The 17,012-nt window shown below is 40.3% G+C and carries 8 protein-coding genes and 3 tRNA genes; 7 read left to right on the top strand and 4 right to left on the bottom strand.

Annotated elements, in window-relative coordinates:
* The first annotated feature begins 35 nt into the window (after positions 1-35).
* From AACU98_RS02695 to recD, 5 genes are read left to right on the top strand one after another with little or no spacing between them, the layout of a single operon-like run.
* The gene (locus tag AACU98_RS02695; protein WP_004245514.1) at positions 36-320 is read left to right on the top strand and encodes a hypothetical protein; all 285 of its coding nucleotides are present in this window, start codon (positions 36-38) and stop codon (positions 318-320) included.
* Between the two features lie 15 nt (positions 321-335).
* The gene (gene recC, locus AACU98_RS02690; RefSeq protein ID WP_161735473.1) at positions 336-3,713 is read left to right on the top strand and encodes an exodeoxyribonuclease V subunit gamma; all 3,378 of its coding nucleotides are present in this window, start codon (positions 336-338) and stop codon (positions 3,711-3,713) included.
* 15 nt (positions 3,714-3,728) lie between these two features.
* Positions 3,729-6,617 carry a pitrilysin gene (gene ptrA / locus AACU98_RS02685; protein WP_012368315.1) on the top strand — a complete coding sequence of 963 codons (2,889 nt, stop codon included), beginning with the start codon at positions 3,729-3,731 and terminating at the stop codon, positions 6,615-6,617.
* Complete coding sequence (gene recB, locus AACU98_RS02680) at positions 6,614-10,252, top strand: exodeoxyribonuclease V subunit beta (RefSeq protein ID WP_161735471.1); 3,639 nt, start codon at positions 6,614-6,616, stop codon at positions 10,250-10,252. Before ptrA ends, recB begins: the two co-directional genes overlap by 4 nt.
* Entirely contained in the window at positions 10,245-12,161 is a 1,917-nt protein-coding gene (gene recD / locus AACU98_RS02675; RefSeq protein ID WP_161735469.1) for an exodeoxyribonuclease V subunit alpha, read from the top strand. The genes recB and recD overlap by 8 nt, the downstream gene beginning before the upstream one ends.
* 98 nt (positions 12,162-12,259) lie before the next feature.
* Here recD and argA read toward each other — a convergent pair whose 3' ends face one another.
* Positions 12,260-13,594: an amino-acid N-acetyltransferase gene (gene argA, locus AACU98_RS02670; protein ID WP_004249500.1), complete on the bottom strand. Its 1,335-nt coding sequence runs from the start codon at positions 13,592-13,594 to the stop codon at positions 12,260-12,262.
* A 244-nt stretch (positions 13,595-13,838) separates the two neighbouring features.
* Here argA and amiC point away from each other — a divergent pair, with 244 nt between their 5' ends.
* Positions 13,839-15,101 carry an N-acetylmuramoyl-L-alanine amidase AmiC gene (amiC, locus tag AACU98_RS02665; protein WP_004245505.1) on the top strand — a complete coding sequence of 421 codons (1,263 nt, stop codon included), beginning with the start codon at positions 13,839-13,841 and terminating at the stop codon, positions 15,099-15,101.
* Between the two features lie 214 nt (positions 15,102-15,315).
* Here amiC and AACU98_RS02660 read toward each other — a convergent pair.
* The 3 genes from AACU98_RS02660 to AACU98_RS02650 all read right to left on the bottom strand — a co-directional run bounded on the left by AACU98_RS02660 (position 15,316) and on the right by AACU98_RS02650 (position 15,608).
* A tRNA-Met gene (locus AACU98_RS02660) sits at positions 15,316-15,392 on the bottom strand.
* Positions 15,393-15,413: 21 nt separating this feature from the next.
* Positions 15,414-15,490: transfer RNA gene (locus AACU98_RS02655), tRNA-Met, on the bottom strand.
* Positions 15,491-15,531: 41 nt separating this feature from the next.
* Positions 15,532-15,608 (bottom strand) — tRNA-Met (locus tag AACU98_RS02650).
* Positions 15,609-15,865: 257 nt separating this feature from the next.
* Here AACU98_RS02650 and mltA point away from each other — a divergent pair.
* Complete coding sequence (gene mltA / locus AACU98_RS02645) at positions 15,866-16,960, top strand: murein transglycosylase A (protein ID WP_004245504.1); 1,095 nt, start codon at positions 15,866-15,868, stop codon at positions 16,958-16,960.
* Positions 16,961-17,012 lie beyond the last annotated feature (52 nt).

The raw sequence follows: 17,012 nt of genomic DNA, 5'->3' as shown, positions 1-17,012 counted from the left end.
AATACTTAATTAATCATGAAAGAAAAGAAGATAGTATGCTAATTAATATGGTGTCAGTATTGCTATTCTTTAATATTAGCTTTGTCGCTATTATAGGGTATAGCCAAGCCTTAAAAGTTGATTTTCAGCGCTTAGTGGCTATCCAACAAGCCGGAGCGTCTCTTTTTGCTTTTTATGGGCAAATGTCATTCAACTCTGTTGATAACCTTAAAATAATGACACAATCACTTATTGAAGCGGAAGGCTGTCAAAAAATAGAGGGATCGATAACCCACCATTCAGGTTATGTGACACGCTTATACCATTGGTCATGTGATTAATAAAATGAGGATCTGATGTTCCATATTTACCATTCAAATCAATTATCACTACTTAAATCACTGATGGTACATTTTATGCAAAATCGGCCACTATCATCGCCTTTTGAGCAAGAAGTGATTTTAGTGCAAAGTCCCGGAATGTCGCAGTGGTTACAAATCCAATTAGCAGAAAGTTTGGGTATTGCTGCTAATATCCGTTATCCATTACCCGCTACTTTTATTTGGGAAATGTTTACTCGGGTATTATCAGGTATACCTAAAGAAAGTGCGTTTTCTAAAGATGCCATGACATGGAAACTAATGGCATTATTGCCTAATTACCTTGATGATCCGGCATTTAAACCCTTGCTACATTATCTTAAAGATGATGAAGACAAACGTAAATTACATCAACTAGCGGGGCGTGTGGCGGATCTCTTTGACCAATATCTGGTTTATCGTCCCGATTGGTTGTCGGCATGGGAAAATGATCAACTAATTGATGGCTTGAGTGACAATCAATACTGGCAAAAAACACTGTGGTTGGCACTGCAACGCTATACAGAAGATCTTGCGCAACCTAAATGGCATCGTGCTAATCTTTATCAACAATTTATTTCTACTTTGAATGATGCGCCAGTAGGGGCGCTTGCGCACTGTTTTCCATCGCGTATTTTTATTTGTGGTATTTCAGCATTGCCACAAGTCTATTTGCAAGCACTGCAAGCAATCGGCAGACATACCGAAATCTATTTATTGTTTACTAATCCTTGCCGCTATTACTGGGGAGATATTCAAGATCCAAAATTCTTCGCTCGTCTAAATAGTAGAAAGCCTCGACATTATCAGCAACTTCATGAACTACCTTGGTTTAAAGATGAACAAAATGCATCGACACTATTTAATGAAGAAGGGGAGCAAAATGTCGGCAATCCACTATTAGCGTCTTGGGGAAAGTTAGGTAAAGATAATCTCTATTTTCTTTCTGAGCTTGAATATAGCGATGTGTTAGATGCTTTTGTTGATATACCAAGAGATAATTTATTACATCAACTTCAGGCCGATATACTCGATTTAGAGGATTTTTCACAAATAGGTCAGACGCTTGAGGATTACCAAAGTAGTGAAAAAAAACGGATCATCGCCAATGATGATCGCTCTTTGACCTTTCATGCTAGCCATAGCCCACAACGGGAAGTCGAGGTATTACAAGACCAATTACTGCATCTCCTCGAGCAAGATGCTGATTTATTACCGCGAGATATTATTGTTATGGTGGCGGATATTGATAGCTATACGCCCTATATTCAAGCCGTATTTGGTAATGCGCCCGCAGAGCGTTATATTCCTTTTGCCATTTCAGACCGAAAAGCTCGCCAAGTACATCCTGTCTTACAAGCTTTTATCACTTTATTAGAATTACCTCAAAGCCGTTTTACCGCAGAGCAAGTGCTTGCATTACTTGAAGTACCCGCCTTAGCTGCACATTTTGCCATTTTTGAAAATGAGTTGAAGCTACTACGGCGCTGGGTTGAAGAGTCAGGTATACGTTGGGGATTAGATGATGAAAATGTGGCCTCCTTTTTATTACCTGTGACAGGAAAAAATACGTGGGAGTTTGGGTTATTAAGGATGCTTCTTGGTTATGCGATGGACAGTGAGGCAGGGCCGTGGCAAGGGGTATTGCCTTACGATGAATCAAGTGGCCTAGTCGCTGAGTTAGCAGGGCATCTAGCAGATTTTCTATATACCTTAAGTGAATGGCGCACACGATTAAGCGAAACTCGCAACTTAGAAGAGTGGCTTGATATCGGTCAACAGCTTGTTGATGCTTTTTTTGACACTGATGAAGAGACAGAGCTGGTATTGGCGCTTATCACACAACAGTGGCAAAAGGTGATAAAAAATGGTCTAGAGGCGCACTATCAACATGAAATTCCATTAGTGCTGATCCGCGATGAACTTACAGTGCGTTTTGATGATGAGAAAATTAGCCAACGCTTTTTAGCCGGAAGCCTTAATTTTTGCACCTTAATGCCAATGCGTTCAATTCCATTTAAAGCAGTCTGTTTATTGGGAATGAATGATGGGATCTACCCACGTAATATTCAGCCATTAGGATTTGATTTAATGGCAGAAAAACGTCGTCGAGGTGATAGAAAACGTCGTGATGATGATCGCTACCTGTTTTTAGAAGCATTAAGCTCAGCAGAAAAATACCTTTATATCAGTTATATTGGTAAATCTATTCGTGACGATCGTGAATGTAATCCTTCGGTATTGATTAAAGAGTTACAAGATTATATTGGGCAAAATTTCCGTTTAAGGGAAGATGCATCATTAAATGTTGATGACAGTGCGCAGCGTATCATCAGCCACTTATTAACCCAACATAGTCGAGTGCCTTTTGCGCCAGAAAACTTTAAAACGGATGCCCTATATCGCTCTTATGCCGCTGAATGGTTACCGGCAGCAAGTGGGAAAGGAACTGCTCACCAAGCATTTTCAACGCCATTAAATAAAAAAATTGAGAAAGTCTCTTTAGATGAACTATCACGCTTTTATCGCCATCCCGTACGTGCTTTTTTCCAGCAAAGTCTAAAAACGAATTTTGTTATTGAAGAGACCGAGCTACCGGAAGAAGAGCCTTTTGTCATTAATGCATTACAACGTTATCTATTAAACCAATGGTTATTAAAAGCCTTAATCGAAGGGACATCAACAGAAGCACTTTATGAACGCATTAAAGCTGCTGGAAAATTACCAGCTAGTGCGTTTGGTCAAATTTATTGGGAGCAACAAATAGAAACGTTGCAACCTTTAGCCGAAAAAGTCAGAAGTGAACGTTTAGCAACCCATTCTGTCACAATAGAATACCAATTTAATACGATCCCATTAATTGGTCGTTTAAATGAAGTACAAGCCGATGGGTTACTCCGTTGGCGACCCGCCACATTAACAGCTAATGATCTACTGCAATTATGGATAGAACATCTCGTGTACTGCTTAAGTGGTGGAACTGGCGAAAGCCGTTTTTATGGTAGAAAAGAGTCGCAATGGTGTCTATCACCGGTGTCTGCGGATATAGCGTATTCAACCCTTGAAAGATTGATCCAAGATTATCAAACAGGTATGAATACACCTTTAGCCTTATTCGCCAACAGTGGTTGGGCTTGGTTACAAGCTTGCTTCGATAAAAAAACACAGACGTTTTTATTTGATGATGAAGAGATACAAAACAAGGCAGAATTGGTATTAACGCAATATTTAACCGATAGCTATAACCGAGAAGGTGAAATGAATGATATCTATATTCAACGTGTATTTCATCAGCTTGATGCACCTTTTCTTGAGGCAGTAAAACAGACCACGTTAGCCATATTTAAGCCAATCATTCCATTTATAAAAAAATAAGGGAGCTCATATCAGATGAGAAAATACTTATCGCAACTTTGGATTATGTTGCTATTGATGCTAGTCAGTATCAACAGCTTCGCAACAGATCCACTTTGGCAAGTATTGCCGGATAGCATTGAAAAAAGTGAAAGTGATCCACGTGATTATCAGGCTATTAAATTAGCTAATGATATGACCGTATTACTGGTTTCAGATAAAAAAGCGGTCAAATCATTAACAGCCGTTGCTCTGCCTGTCGGTGCATTAGAAGATCCAGATAGCCAACAAGGTCTTGCCCACTATTTAGAACATATGGTGTTAATGGGCTCGACCAAATACCCAAAATCAGGGGATCTGACAGAGTTTTTAAATAAAAATGGTGGCTCTCATAACGCCAGCACAACCACTTACCGCACCGCATTTTATTTAGAAGTTGAAAATAGTGCCATTAATGAAGCAGTTGATCGCTTGGCAGATGCATTAGCGGAGCCATTACTTGATCCTAAATATGCTGATCGTGAACGTAATGCGGTTAATGCGGAATTAACCATGGCTCGCTCCCGCGATGGAATGCGTTTTTGGCAAGTGAGAGCTGAAACCTTGAATCCGGCTCATCCAAGCTCTCGTTTTATGGGAGGAAACTTAGAAACATTAAGTGATAAGCCAGAGAGTAAATTACAAGATGAATTAGTGAAATTCTATCAAACATACTATTCTGGTAACTTAATGAATGGGGTGATTTATAGTAATAAATCACTGGACGAACTCGCTAAATTAGCGGCTGATACTTTTTCCCGTATTCCTAATAAAAACACCCAAGCACCAGTAACGACGGTGCCTGCGATGACAGAAAAAGAAAAAGGGATAATGATCCACTTAGTCCCAGCTCAGCCACAAAAAACCTTACAAATCGAATTTGGTATTGATAATAATCTTGCCGATTTTCGCAGTAAATCAGATGAATATATTGGCTACCTTATTAGCAATCGTAGCACGGGAACACTAGCAACTTGGTTACAAGAGCAAGGATTAGCAGAGAATATTAGTGCTTCATCTGAATCCTATATCGATCGCAATCAAGGTTCATTTACCATTTATGTTTCTTTAACAGACAAAGGCCTTGCTGAGAAAGATAAAGTTATTTCAGCGATATTTTCTTATATTCAACTGATCCAAAATAAAGGGGTCAGTGAGCGCTATTTTAAAGAAATAGCCAATGTGCTTGACCTCTCATTCCGCTATGGCTCTATTGTTAGAGATATGAACTATATTGAAGATATCTCCGATATGATGCTGCGTTATCCGATTAAAAATATTCTTAATGCAGATTTTATTGCCGATGACTATCAACCTTCTGCGATCCTTTCTCGTCTAGGATCGCTTACACCAGAAAATGCGCGTATTTGGGTGATTAGCCCTAATGAGCCTTCAAATAAGCAAGCTTATTTTGTTCATGCACCTTATCAAGTGGATAAAATTACTGCGAAGCAATTAGCTTCATGGCAGGAATTAGCCAGCGACATCTCATTGTCATTACCGACACTAAACCCTTATATTCCTGATAATCTGTCACTTATTGATGCTGATAGTAACATCACTAAGCCTCAACTATTATGGCAAGACAGTCATGCTCGGTTATTCTATATGCCATCGCACTATTTTTCTGATGAGCCGAAAGCCAGTGTGACGTTAAGTTTAGTGAATAAAAATGCAGATCGCACAGTTAAACAGCAAGTTATACAAACATTGACCAATTACCTTGCTGATCTAACGTCTAGTGAACTGGCTTATCAAGCTTCTGTTGCCGGCATGAATATCTCCTCTTCTTCTGGGCGTGGAGTCGATTTCTCAGTCAATGGTTATACTCAACATTTACCAGAGCTAGTAAATGCCACACTAAAAAGCTATATAACGTTTGAAGCCACTCAGCAAGAGCTTGATCAAGCTAAATCTTGGTATCGTGAACAACTGGAAGTGACGCATAACCTTAAAGCGTATGATGCTGCAATGTTACCTGCCCGTCGCTTAAATACGATCCCTTATTATGAAGAAGCCGATAAACTTAAGGCGTTAGAGTCGATAACGTTACAAGATATTAAAGATAATCGTCGTGATGTCATTGAAAATGCAGCGCTTCAAGCATTAATTATCGGTAATTTAACGCCAGAGCAGAGCCGTGAGATAGTTAAATCGGCACAGGCATTATTAGGTAATAAAGGAACAGAATATTGGATTGGCGACACATTAGTTTTTGATAAATTAAATCAAGTTACATTCCAAAATAAATCTAAAAGCACCGATAATGCGCTAGGTGAATTGTTTATCCCTGTTGGCTATGAGCGTCTACAAGGAAAAGCAATTACATCAGTATTATCCTCTATCGTGCATCCTTGGTTCTTTGAACAACTCAGAACAGAAGAGCAATTAGGTTATGCGGTCTTTGCTTTCCAAGCTTCAATGGGTGAGCAGTCCGGTTTAGGCTTTTTACTGCAAAGTAATGCTAAACCACCAGTTTATCTCAATGAGCGCTATCATGCATTTTATCAACAAGCTTATGATCGCTTGAAAAAGCTAAGTGAAGCTGAATTTAATCAATATAAAAAAGCCATTATTGATGAAGTAAAACAACCACCGCAAACATTTTATGAAGAGGTTTCTCTTTATCGTAATGATTTCTATCGTAATAACTTAAAATATGATGGTCGTGAGAAGTTTTTAGCCCAACTGAATAAGGTAACGCTAAAACAAGCGATCGAATTTTATGAAAAAGCGATAATTAAACCGACAGGACTCGTGTTTGTTTCACAAATAATCGGGAAAGAGGGTAACAACGCTGATTATGCGCAAAATAAACAGTGGAAAATCTATTCAACCGTGAGTGAATTACAAAAAACATTACCTGTTGAGGAAATTAAAGAGTGAGTGAAGTGATACAGGCACAGGTATTAGATCCCTATACACTTCCTTTGTATCAAAGACGCCTCATTGAGGCGTCTGCGGGAACAGGGAAAACATACACTATAGGGTTATTGTATTTACGATTACTGCTTGGATTAGGGGGCGAGTCAGCATTTCATCGCCCCTTAAGTGTTGAAGAGATCTTAGTCGTTACTTTTACCGAAGCGGCAACGGATGAATTACGCGCCCGTATTCGTCAAAATATTCATCAGTTAAGGCTAGCCTGTATCCGTCATCAAGTAGAAAATGACAATAACGCTTACCAAATATTATTAGATCAAATCCCGAATAAAATGGTGGCGGCGCAATGGCTACTAGAAGCTGAGCGTCAAATGGATGAAGCCGCCATTTATACTATTCATGGTTTTTGTCAGCGCATGTTAGCCACTAACGCCTTTGAATCTGGTGTATTGTTTGAACAGGTGTTGATCCAAGATGAATATGAGTTAAAAAAACGTGTCTGCGCTGATTTTTGGCGCAGGCACTGTTATCCCCTTTCTTATGATGTTGCCTATGCGGTAAGCGAAATTTGGTCTGGCCCTGAGCAACTGCTGTATGAAATTCAACCCTATTTACAAGGTGAATGCCCCGAAATTCAAGGTATTGATTTCGACGCTAAAAAAGAGACTGTTGAACAGCGTCATCAAGCAGTCATTGAGGCCATTGATAAAGTTAAAGCACTATGGCGTCATCATTGCAATGAAATTGCAGATTGGATAACTTCATCTGGTGTTGATAAACGCAGTTACAGTAGTCGTTTCTTACCTAAATGGATCGATGAAATCACCGCATGGGCCACTCCACTCGAAACCAAAAGTTATCAGTTACCTGACTGTTTAAGTCGTTTTTCGCAAGCAACCCTACATGAAAAAACTACAAAGGGTGCTGCGCCTGAGCACGCTTTATTTGCGGAAATCGAACTACTTTGCCAACAAAGTTTAACGTTACGTGATGTGATCATTGCCAATGCCATTCCTGAAATACGCCAAGGGATAGAAAATGAAAAAATGCGTCGTGGTGAGTTGGGATTTGATGATCTGTTAACGCGTCTCGATAAGGCATTGCAACGAGAAGGCGGCGAAGCATTAGCAGATGCTATTCGCCAACGTTATCCCGTCGCGATGATTGACGAATTTCAGGATACCGATCCTCAGCAGTATCGTATTTTTGATACTATCTATGGTGAGCATACAGAGAGTGGTTTGCTATTTATTGGTGATCCCAAACAAGCCATTTACGCATTTCGTGGTGCAGATATCTTTACCTATATTCGGGCAAGGCAACAAACCGATCACCACTATACATTGAATACTAACTGGCGCTCGGCTCCGGGTATGGTAAGTGCAGTTAATAAACTGTTTTTACGTTCTAAAACCCCTTTTTTGTTTGATCATATTCCTTTTATTGAGGTCAATTCGGCTGAAAAAAATCAGCATATGAAGTTTATTTACCAGCAAAAAACGGTTGCCCCATTAAATTTTTGGTTAGCTGAAGGTGAAAGCCTTTCAACTGGTAATTATGAACAATTAATGGCCTCGCAATGTGCGATGCAAATTCGTGACTGGTTATCAGCCGGTGACAATCAACAAGCTTGGTTAATCGAACAAGATAATAAAAGCGCTGTTACATCTGCCGATATTGTGGTGCTAGTGCGTAGTCGCCGAGAAGCATTATTGATCAGAGATGCATTAGATCTGTTATCTATCCAATCAGTATTTTTATCCAATAGAGAAAGTGTGTTTGAAACCAATGAAGCCAAAGATCTACTTTGGTTACTACAAGCAGTGGTAACCCCTGAAAAAGAACGGGTGTTAAGAGCTTCTCTTGCCAGTGCACTGTTTGGATTTAACGCACAACAAATTGACGAACTTAATCAAGATGAACAGCGTTGGAACCGCTATGTGGAGCAATTCGCTGATTATTTTGTCTTGTGGCAAAAACGTGGTGTGTTACCTATGCTACGTAAAGTCATGATAGAAAACCAAATCGCTGAGAACTTACTCGCAAGCCAAGCAGGAGAACGACGTTTAACCGATATCATGCATATTGGTGAGTTGCTACAAGAAACATCATTACAGCTTGATAGCGAGCACGCCCTTATTCGTTGGTTAGCCCAGCAAATTTCTCGACCAGATGCACAAGCGGAAAGTCAGCAAATGCGTTTGGAAAGTGATAAAAATCTAGTGCAAATTTGTACCATTCACAAATCTAAAGGATTGGAATATCCCATTGTTTGCCTACCTTTTGCCTGTAATTATCAAGAACAAAAGGGCGCGCTTTATCATGATAGAGATGAATTTTACGCAAAACTAGATATTTTTAATCAACCTGATAGCGTGCGTCTTGCTGATGAAGAGCGATTGGCAGAGGATTTACGCTTGTTGTATGTGGCATTAACTCGGGCGAAATTTTGTTGTTATGTTGGTGTTGCGCCTTTGGTTAAAGGAAATAAACGTAAGTCAGGATTAACTGATTTGCATAAAAATGCGCTGGGATATCTGTTGCAGCATGGGGAAGAGGGTAATAGTGAGCTATTACATCAATCCATTAATCAATTGCTTGATGACAATATAAAAGTGATCACGTTAGGTGATACCTCAACGCATCGATATCAATCTCCACATACAACGGATATTGCTTTAGATGCCGCCATATTTAAGCGAAAAATTAATGATAATTGGCGTATCACCAGTTATTCGGGATTAACGGCACAACACTCTGCTCGTGGATATCTATTTGATAGTGCTGATTTGGATGCCTTGGTACAATCTATCGCACCGGGCTTAGATACCGATGCTAAAGGTGAGAAAACAGCGCAACACAGCGATGAACTCTCTATTCATCACTTCCCTCGTGGTGCAGTCGCGGGGACATTTTTACATAGTTTGCTTGAAGAGCTTGATTTTTCACAGCCTATTGATGAAAGTTGGATGCAAGAGCAACTTATTGCCCAAGGTTTTGAGGAAAAATGGACGCCATTGTTGGTGGCTTGGATGGAAACCCTTTTTCACACCCCATTAAATACGCAAGGCTTATGTTTAGCTGATATTCCCAAGGAGCATCAACTCGATGAGCTACAATTCTATCTGCCTATTGAAAAGGAGATGTCGGCGGCACAGTTAACAGCATTAACCCGTCAATACGATCCTTTATCTGCGCAATGTCCAGCCCTCAATTTTCAGCAAGTGCAAGGCATGCTAAAAGGTTTTATTGACTTAGTATTTTGTTGGGAGGGCAAGTATTATGTGGTTGACTATAAATCTAACTGGCTTGGTGAATCGAGTGAGGATTACACGCAAGAGGCGATGAGCAATGCAATGCGCGATCATCGTTATGATTTACAGTATCAACTCTATACTTTAGCGCTACATCGATTTTTACAACAACGCTTACCTGATTATGATTACCAACGTCATTTTGGTGGGATCTGCTATCTCTTCTTACGTGGTATTGATGCTGACTACCCGGGCAATGGCGTCTATACCTATCTCCCTGAAGAAAAGTTTGTAGAGGCATTAGATGCGCTATTTAAAGGGGAAGCGCTTGAGGTTAACGGCAGTAAAGTGAACGCGCTGGGTGAGAACAATTCAAATGATTAAATTATTAGAACAAGCAATTGCACAAAACCTATTGCGCCCATTAGATTTACGTTTTGCTCAAATGCTGGTGGCAGATGAAAATCCTATCCTACTGTTTATTTTTGCCTATCTCAGTGCTCAAACAGGGGCGTGCCATGTTTGCTTACCGTTAAATATCATACAACAAGATAAATTGTTTGATGGACGACACACCGAGCTTTCACAAGCCATTTGGCAGAAAATGGCGCAACCATCAGCGAAAGAAATACTGGCAGAGCTTAATCAGAGCGAGTGTGTTAATCAAGGCCATAGTGATCTACCTTCACCTATTATTCTCGATAACGGATTACTTTATCTACAAAGAATGTGGCGTTATGAAGAGCTAGTTGCGCAATTTTTTCGCCAAGAGCAACGGGTGGTTGATATCGATGAAAATCAATTAACAAACGTATTAAATCAACTTTTCCCAAGCGTTAAAACACATGCTGAAACTAACTGGCAAAAAGTCGCCGCAGCGGTTGCTATTACAAGCCCTATTTCGATTATTTCGGGTGGCCCAGGGACAGGAAAGACCACGACAGTAGCAAAGATTTTAGCTGCTTTTGTCATGCTAACGGCGAATGAAAAACCCATTATTCAACTAGCCGCACCCACGGGAAAAGCGGCAGCTAGATTGACCGAATCATTAGGTAAAGCATTAGCGCAATTGGCACTAAGTGAAGAAGAGTTAAAATGGATGCCCGATCAAGCGCAAACCATTCATCGCTTATTAGGTGCCCAACCGGAAAGTCAGCAAGTTCGTTATCATCGCGATAATCCGCTACAACTTGATATCTTGGTTATAGATGAAGCTTCTATGGTGGATTTACCGATGATGGCGCGTTTAATTGAGGCTTTACCGGAACATTGCCATGTTATTTTTCTGGGAGATAAAGATCAGCTCGCTTCGGTAGAGGCGGGAGCTGTTTTAGGGGATATTTGTCGTTTTGCGGATCAGGGGTTTAGCCAACGCCGTTTTGAGCAGATTGATCGCTTAACACAAGGTGAATTACAGAAAGATCCCGCTTCTATGACGACTTCTACTAAGCCAGTTTCGGTGGTCAGTGATTCACTATGTTTATTGCGTAAAAGTTATCGTTTTGGCTCACATTCAGGTATTGGTCAATTAGCTTTTGCGGTTAATCAAGGACAAGTGAAGAGTGCTATGACGTTACTGAAAAAAGCGACAGTAACACAAGAGAGCACTGAGCGAGAAAAACATACCGATCCGCAGGACATCGAATTTATCTCATTAGACACCGATGAGAGCTATATGAAGATGCTTCAAGATGTTGCTAAGGCTTATCATCACTATCTATCGTTAGTCGCGCAAAAAGCAGCACCAGAGACTATCCTTCATAGCTTTAATCAATATCGTTTATTGTGCGCTTTGCGAGAAGGGCCTTTTGGTGTCACAGGACTAAATGAACGTATTGAGATGCTGTTACATCGCCAACGCTTGATACGACGACCTATAAATAGTTATCAGCGGGAGTATATTGGGCGACCAATTATGATCCAGCGTAATGACAGCACATTGGGGCTATTTAATGGTGATATCGGCATTATGCTTAATAACGATGAAGGGGAAATGAAAGCTTTCTTTCAGTTGCCTGATGGCACATTGAAAGCTATTCAACCTAGTCGTTTACCGCAACATGAGACTGCTTATGTGATGACAGTGCATAAATCACAAGGTTCGGAATTTACCCATACGGCATTGGTATTGCCGACACAGTTTTCTCCTATTGTTAGCCGAGAATTACTCTATACGGCGATAACGCGAGCCAAGCAGAAGCTATCACTTTATTCTTCTGAATATATGGTGAAAATGGCGATCCAAACACGTATTCAACGCCGCAGTGGATTAGTTGAAAAACTGCGTTACTGAGTGATTTTTTAATTTAATACGAATTAATATAATTATAGTGAATAGCAAAAGACAGGCTTTGAGAGGGGGAGCCTGTCTTTTTTACTTTATTAATAAAACTACTCTTTATGTAGATCTAAAATTAAGATCTTAGAGCGGCGCTGATAATTATACAGAGCCTGTTTTTCAATAGGTAATTTATCGATTTCAGCAGGCGTAAAGCCTTTTTCTTGGAACCAATGAATACTACGAGTCGTGAGCACAAATAATTTATCTAACCCCATCTGTTTAGCTTGGGTTGATATGCGTTGTAACAACACTTCACCTCGACAAGAGCTACGATAATCAGGATGAACGGCGACACAGGCCATTTCACCTATTTTTTCAGACTGATAAGGATAGAGGGCAGCACAAGCAATGGTGAGATTATCGCGCTCAATAATAGTGAATTGATCAATTTCCATCTCAAGTTGCTCTCTTGAGCGACGTACTAAAATGCCTTGTTGCTCTAATGGACGAATAAGCTCTAATATGCCACCAATATCATTAATATTGGCGCGACGGACTTTCTCGGCACTTTCCATCACAATCTGCGTACCAATACCGTCACGAGAAAATAACTCTTGAACAATGGCACCATCCGCTTGATAGCTTAATAAATGGCTACGCTCAACACCACGACGGCAGGCTGTTACCGCACCTCGTAAAAAACGTACAGTACCTGAGTGATAATCGCCTGTAGTTTGTAATGCTTGAATTCGTTCTTCTGCTTGATTAGGTAAGAGTTCAGACACAATCTGGCCACTTGCATCTACAACCCCTTGCGAAGAGCAAAAGCCAATAAGCTTTTGTGCTTTAAGTTTGATAGCTAGCTGGGTTGCGACCTCTTCAGAGGTTAAATTAAAACTTTCCCCTGTAACAGAGACGGCAACAGGGCCGATTAACACAATGGCATGGTTATCCAACTGACGATGAATGGCCTCTTCATCAATACGGCGAATTTTACCGCTATGGCAATAATCAACCCCATCATCGACACCTAAAGGTTGTGCAATGACAAAATTACCGCTAACCACATTAATATGCGCTCCTTGCAAGGGCGTATTACTTAAACTCATTGATAAACGAGCAGTAATATCGAGTTGTAAGGTACCGGCAGATTGTTTAACTACTTCAAGGGTTTTACTATCAGTAATTCGTGTGTGTTTATGATAGAGCGGAGAAATTTTTTGCTCTTCAAGAGCCACATCGATTTGTGGTCTAGCGCCATAAACCACCACTAACCGTATTCCTAAACTATGCAATAAACCAATATCGTTAATGATAGAGGGAAAGTTCTCATGGGCTATTGCTTCTCCCCCTAGCATAATGACAAATGTTTTACCTCTATGTGCATTAATATACGGAACCGAGTGTCGAAAACCATCGACCAATTCGGTGCTACGCTCTTTCATAAAGCCCCTCTCAAGTGAATTTTTATTCGCATTTAATGTATTTTTATTCTTTTTGAGCGGAAATGGCAAGTAAAATCCGATCTTACTGTTTTAACAGAAGGCAGAATATTTGTATAAAAGTGTGTAATTGTGCTGTTTTTAAGTGACAGTGAAGTGTGGATTCGGTAAAGTTTTTCGTTCAGATATTTTTTGACCGTCTGTTTTAGCACTTTTTGATGTTAATCGTTTTTTTTGGAATATTTTCATGAGTCATTCAGAACATAATCAAACACGTCGTCGTCTTATTAAAGGAATTGGCGCGTTATTGTTATTAAGTGTTAGTCCTGTTGGCTTAGCGGCAACATCATCAGTGGTTGCCGTCAGGGTATGGCCTGCATCGACTTATACACGTGTGACTATCGAATCAAGTAGACCCTTGAAATATCGCCAGTTTGCGTTATCAGCACCAGATAGAATTGTGGTTGATCTTGAAGGTATCCAACTGAATAGCGTTCTGAAAGGTATGGCTAGTCAAGTGCAAACAAACGATCCTTACTTAAAACTTATTCGTGTCGGTCAAAATACCCCAACTACGGTTCGTTTAGTGTTTGAAATTAAAACCCCCGTTCAGCCACAAATGTTTACTTTAAAACCCGTTGCTGAATTTAAAAATCGCTTAGTGCTCGATTTCTATCCAAGCCATGCGGCGACGAGTGAAGATGATCCGCTATTAGCGCTATTGCGTGAATATAACGAAGGGGATTTACAACAAGCAGTGCCTGAACAAACGGATACGCGTAAGCCCGGAAGAGCAGGACGAGATAGGCCGATTATTATCATGATTGACCCCGGCCATGGTGGTGAAGATCCGGGAGCGATGGGGAAATATAAAACTCGTGAGAAAGATGTTGTACTACAAATTGCCCGTCGCTTAAGAGCTTTGATTGATAAAGATGCCAAAATGAAAGCTTATATGACGCGTAATGAGGATGTGTTTATCCCCTTAAAAGTGCGAGTAGCGAAAGCGCGGAAAATGCAGGCTGATCTCTTTGTCTCTATTCATGCAGATGCATTTACCAATCGCTCGGCTAGAGGCTCTTCTGTTTTCGCGCTATCCAAAACAGGCGCAACAAGTAATACCGCACGTTACCTAGCTCAAACCCAAAATGAAGCGGATTTAATTGGTGGGGTGAGTCGAAGTGGTGATCGCTATGTTGATCACGCAATGCTTGATTTAGTACAGACCGCGACAATTAATGACAGCCTAAAATTTGGTAGTGAGGTATTAAAATTATTAGGTGGCGTGAATAAGCTACATAAAAATAAGGTCGATCAAGCCGGATTTGCGGTTTTAAAAGCCCCTGAGATCCCTTCTATTTTAGTAGAGACGGCTTTTATTAGTAATATTGAAGAAGAGCGAAAGCTCAAAACGGCTAAATTCCAGCAACAAGTTGCTGAATCTATTTTCAAAGGTATTAAAGCCTATTTTGCTAATGGTGGGGAACTGACATTAGCTGATCGAGGCTGATCTCGCTATACAACTACATACAACTACAACTTATTTTTGAGACTTCTAGTGGGAAATAAATAGTTATTTTCTACTAGAGGTAACAACTTATTATTTTTTATCCAATAAGTTAAATCATAACTCAGTAACAGGGAGTATATTGGTTATTGTAAATAGAGTAGGGATTAAGAGAGTATTTAATGGGAATTTGTAGAAAATAAAATTAGGAAAGGATTGGTTGCGGGGGCCGGATTTGAACCAACGACCTTCGGGTTATGAGCCCGACGAGCTACCATACTGCTCCACCCCGCGTCCGAAAATATTTATAGAAATTGGTTGCGGGAGCCGGATTTGAACCAACGACCTTCGGGTTATGAGCCCGACGAGCTACCAGACTGCTCCATCCCGCGACTGAATCTATAAATTTTAACTTACTGCGTATGTTGTGAATTGGTTGCGGGGGCCGGATTTGAACCAACGACCTTCGGGTTATGAGCCCGACGAGCTACCAAGCTGCTCCACCCCGCGTCTCCACAGAGGGGCACTATACTCAGGATCTGATAACTTGCAAGTTTTTTATGTAATTTTTGCCATTTTCTTTTAAAAACGGTCAGAAATAATACATAGAGGTGTAATTTTAGACAGTTATACTTTAGATAACACACTAAATGGTGAAGCCGATAATTAAAAAAACCGCAACCACTTCTGTATCGATATCTTTCTTGATTGGGCTTTGGTATCTTTCTTGTCATCAACTCTTTTTAAAGTAGGAATATAAGTAAAAAATGGTTACTTGGCGAAAATCGTTGCTTTTGGGGATATTAGCGCTTGCCTTAACAGGCTGCCATCGTCCAACAGATCAGGGGCAACAGTATAAAGATGGTAAGCTTAAGCAAGATCTTATTGAAGTTAACTCGCCAAATACGCAAGGCAAGCCCATTAATGGCTCAGATTACCTTGAACAAATTAACCAAATAAATCAAACATCTTCACGTCTATACAATAGTAATCAAGATACTTATCAAGCAGTGGAAAATTGGTTACGCTCAGGGGCAGATACGCGTCAATTACGTCAATTTAATATCGCAGCCTTTCAAATGGAAGGGGAAGATAATTATGGGAATGTAAAATTTACCGGATATTATACCCCTGTTTTAGAAGCACGTTTAACGCCACAAGGTGACTTTAAATATCCGCTCTACCGTATGCCAGCCAAAGTGCGTGGTAAATTGCCTTCACGAGCGGCTATCTATAACGGTGCTTTAAGCCCCACTTTAATTGCCGCTTATAGTAACTCCATCATGGATAACTTTATGATGGAAGTGCAAGGCAGTGGCTATGTCGATTATGGTGATGGTAAACCTTTAACCTTCTTTGGTTATGCTGGGAAAAATGGTCATCCCTACCGCAGTATTGGTAAAGTGCTGATTGATAATGGTGAAGTTGAAAAAGAAGCGATGTCAATGTTGGCAATTAGAGAGTGGGCTGATAAGCATAGTGAACAAGAAGTCAGAAAATTATTAGAACAGAACCCTTCTTTCGTTTTCTTTAAACCTGAACCTTTTACGCCAGTAAGAGGGGCAAGTGCTATTCCGCTGATTGCTAAAGCGTCAGTGGCTTCTGATAGAAGTATTATCCCCGCAGGAACCGTATTATTAGCGGAAATCCCTATTTTAGATAATACCGGTAAGTTTACTGGACAATACCAAATGCGTTTAATGGTTGCTTTGGATGTGGGGGGAGCCATTAAAGGACATCATTTCGATATTTATCATGGTATTGGTAAAGAAGCCGGACAAATGGCGGGTTTTTATAATCATTATGGACGTGTATGGGTATTAAAAAAATCGCAACCCACCTTACTGAACCCCATACAGTAAAACGATTGACTATTTATATTGTCATATTAACGGTAAAATGAGCAAACGCCAT

The organism is Proteus sp. G4380 (assembly GCF_963885725.1).
Lineage (GTDB): Bacteria > Pseudomonadota > Gammaproteobacteria > Enterobacterales > Enterobacteriaceae > Proteus > Proteus mirabilis.
Note: the sequence above shows the minus strand (reverse complement) of the source record. Positions and strands in the feature narration are given on the sequence as shown.

Bases quoted from the DNA above. Each gene is read 5' to 3' on its own strand.
- AACU98_RS02695 (WP_004245514.1), top strand. From the start codon at position 36: ATGCTAATTAATATGGTGTCAGTATTGCTATTCTTTAATATTAGCTTT.
- recC (WP_161735473.1), top strand. From the start codon at position 336: ATGTTCCATATTTACCATTCAAATCAATTATCACTACTTAAATCACTG.
- ptrA (WP_012368315.1), top strand. From the start codon at position 3,729: ATGAGAAAATACTTATCGCAACTTTGGATTATGTTGCTATTGATGCTA.
- recD (WP_161735469.1), top strand. From the start codon at position 10,245: ATGATTAAATTATTAGAACAAGCAATTGCACAAAACCTATTGCGCCCA.
- argA (WP_004249500.1), bottom strand. From the start codon at position 13,594: ATGAAAGAGCGTAGCACCGAATTGGTCGATGGTTTTCGACACTCGGTT.
- amiC (WP_004245505.1), top strand. From the start codon at position 13,839: ATGAGTCATTCAGAACATAATCAAACACGTCGTCGTCTTATTAAAGGA.
- mltA (WP_004245504.1), top strand. From the start codon at position 15,866: ATGGTTACTTGGCGAAAATCGTTGCTTTTGGGGATATTAGCGCTTGCC.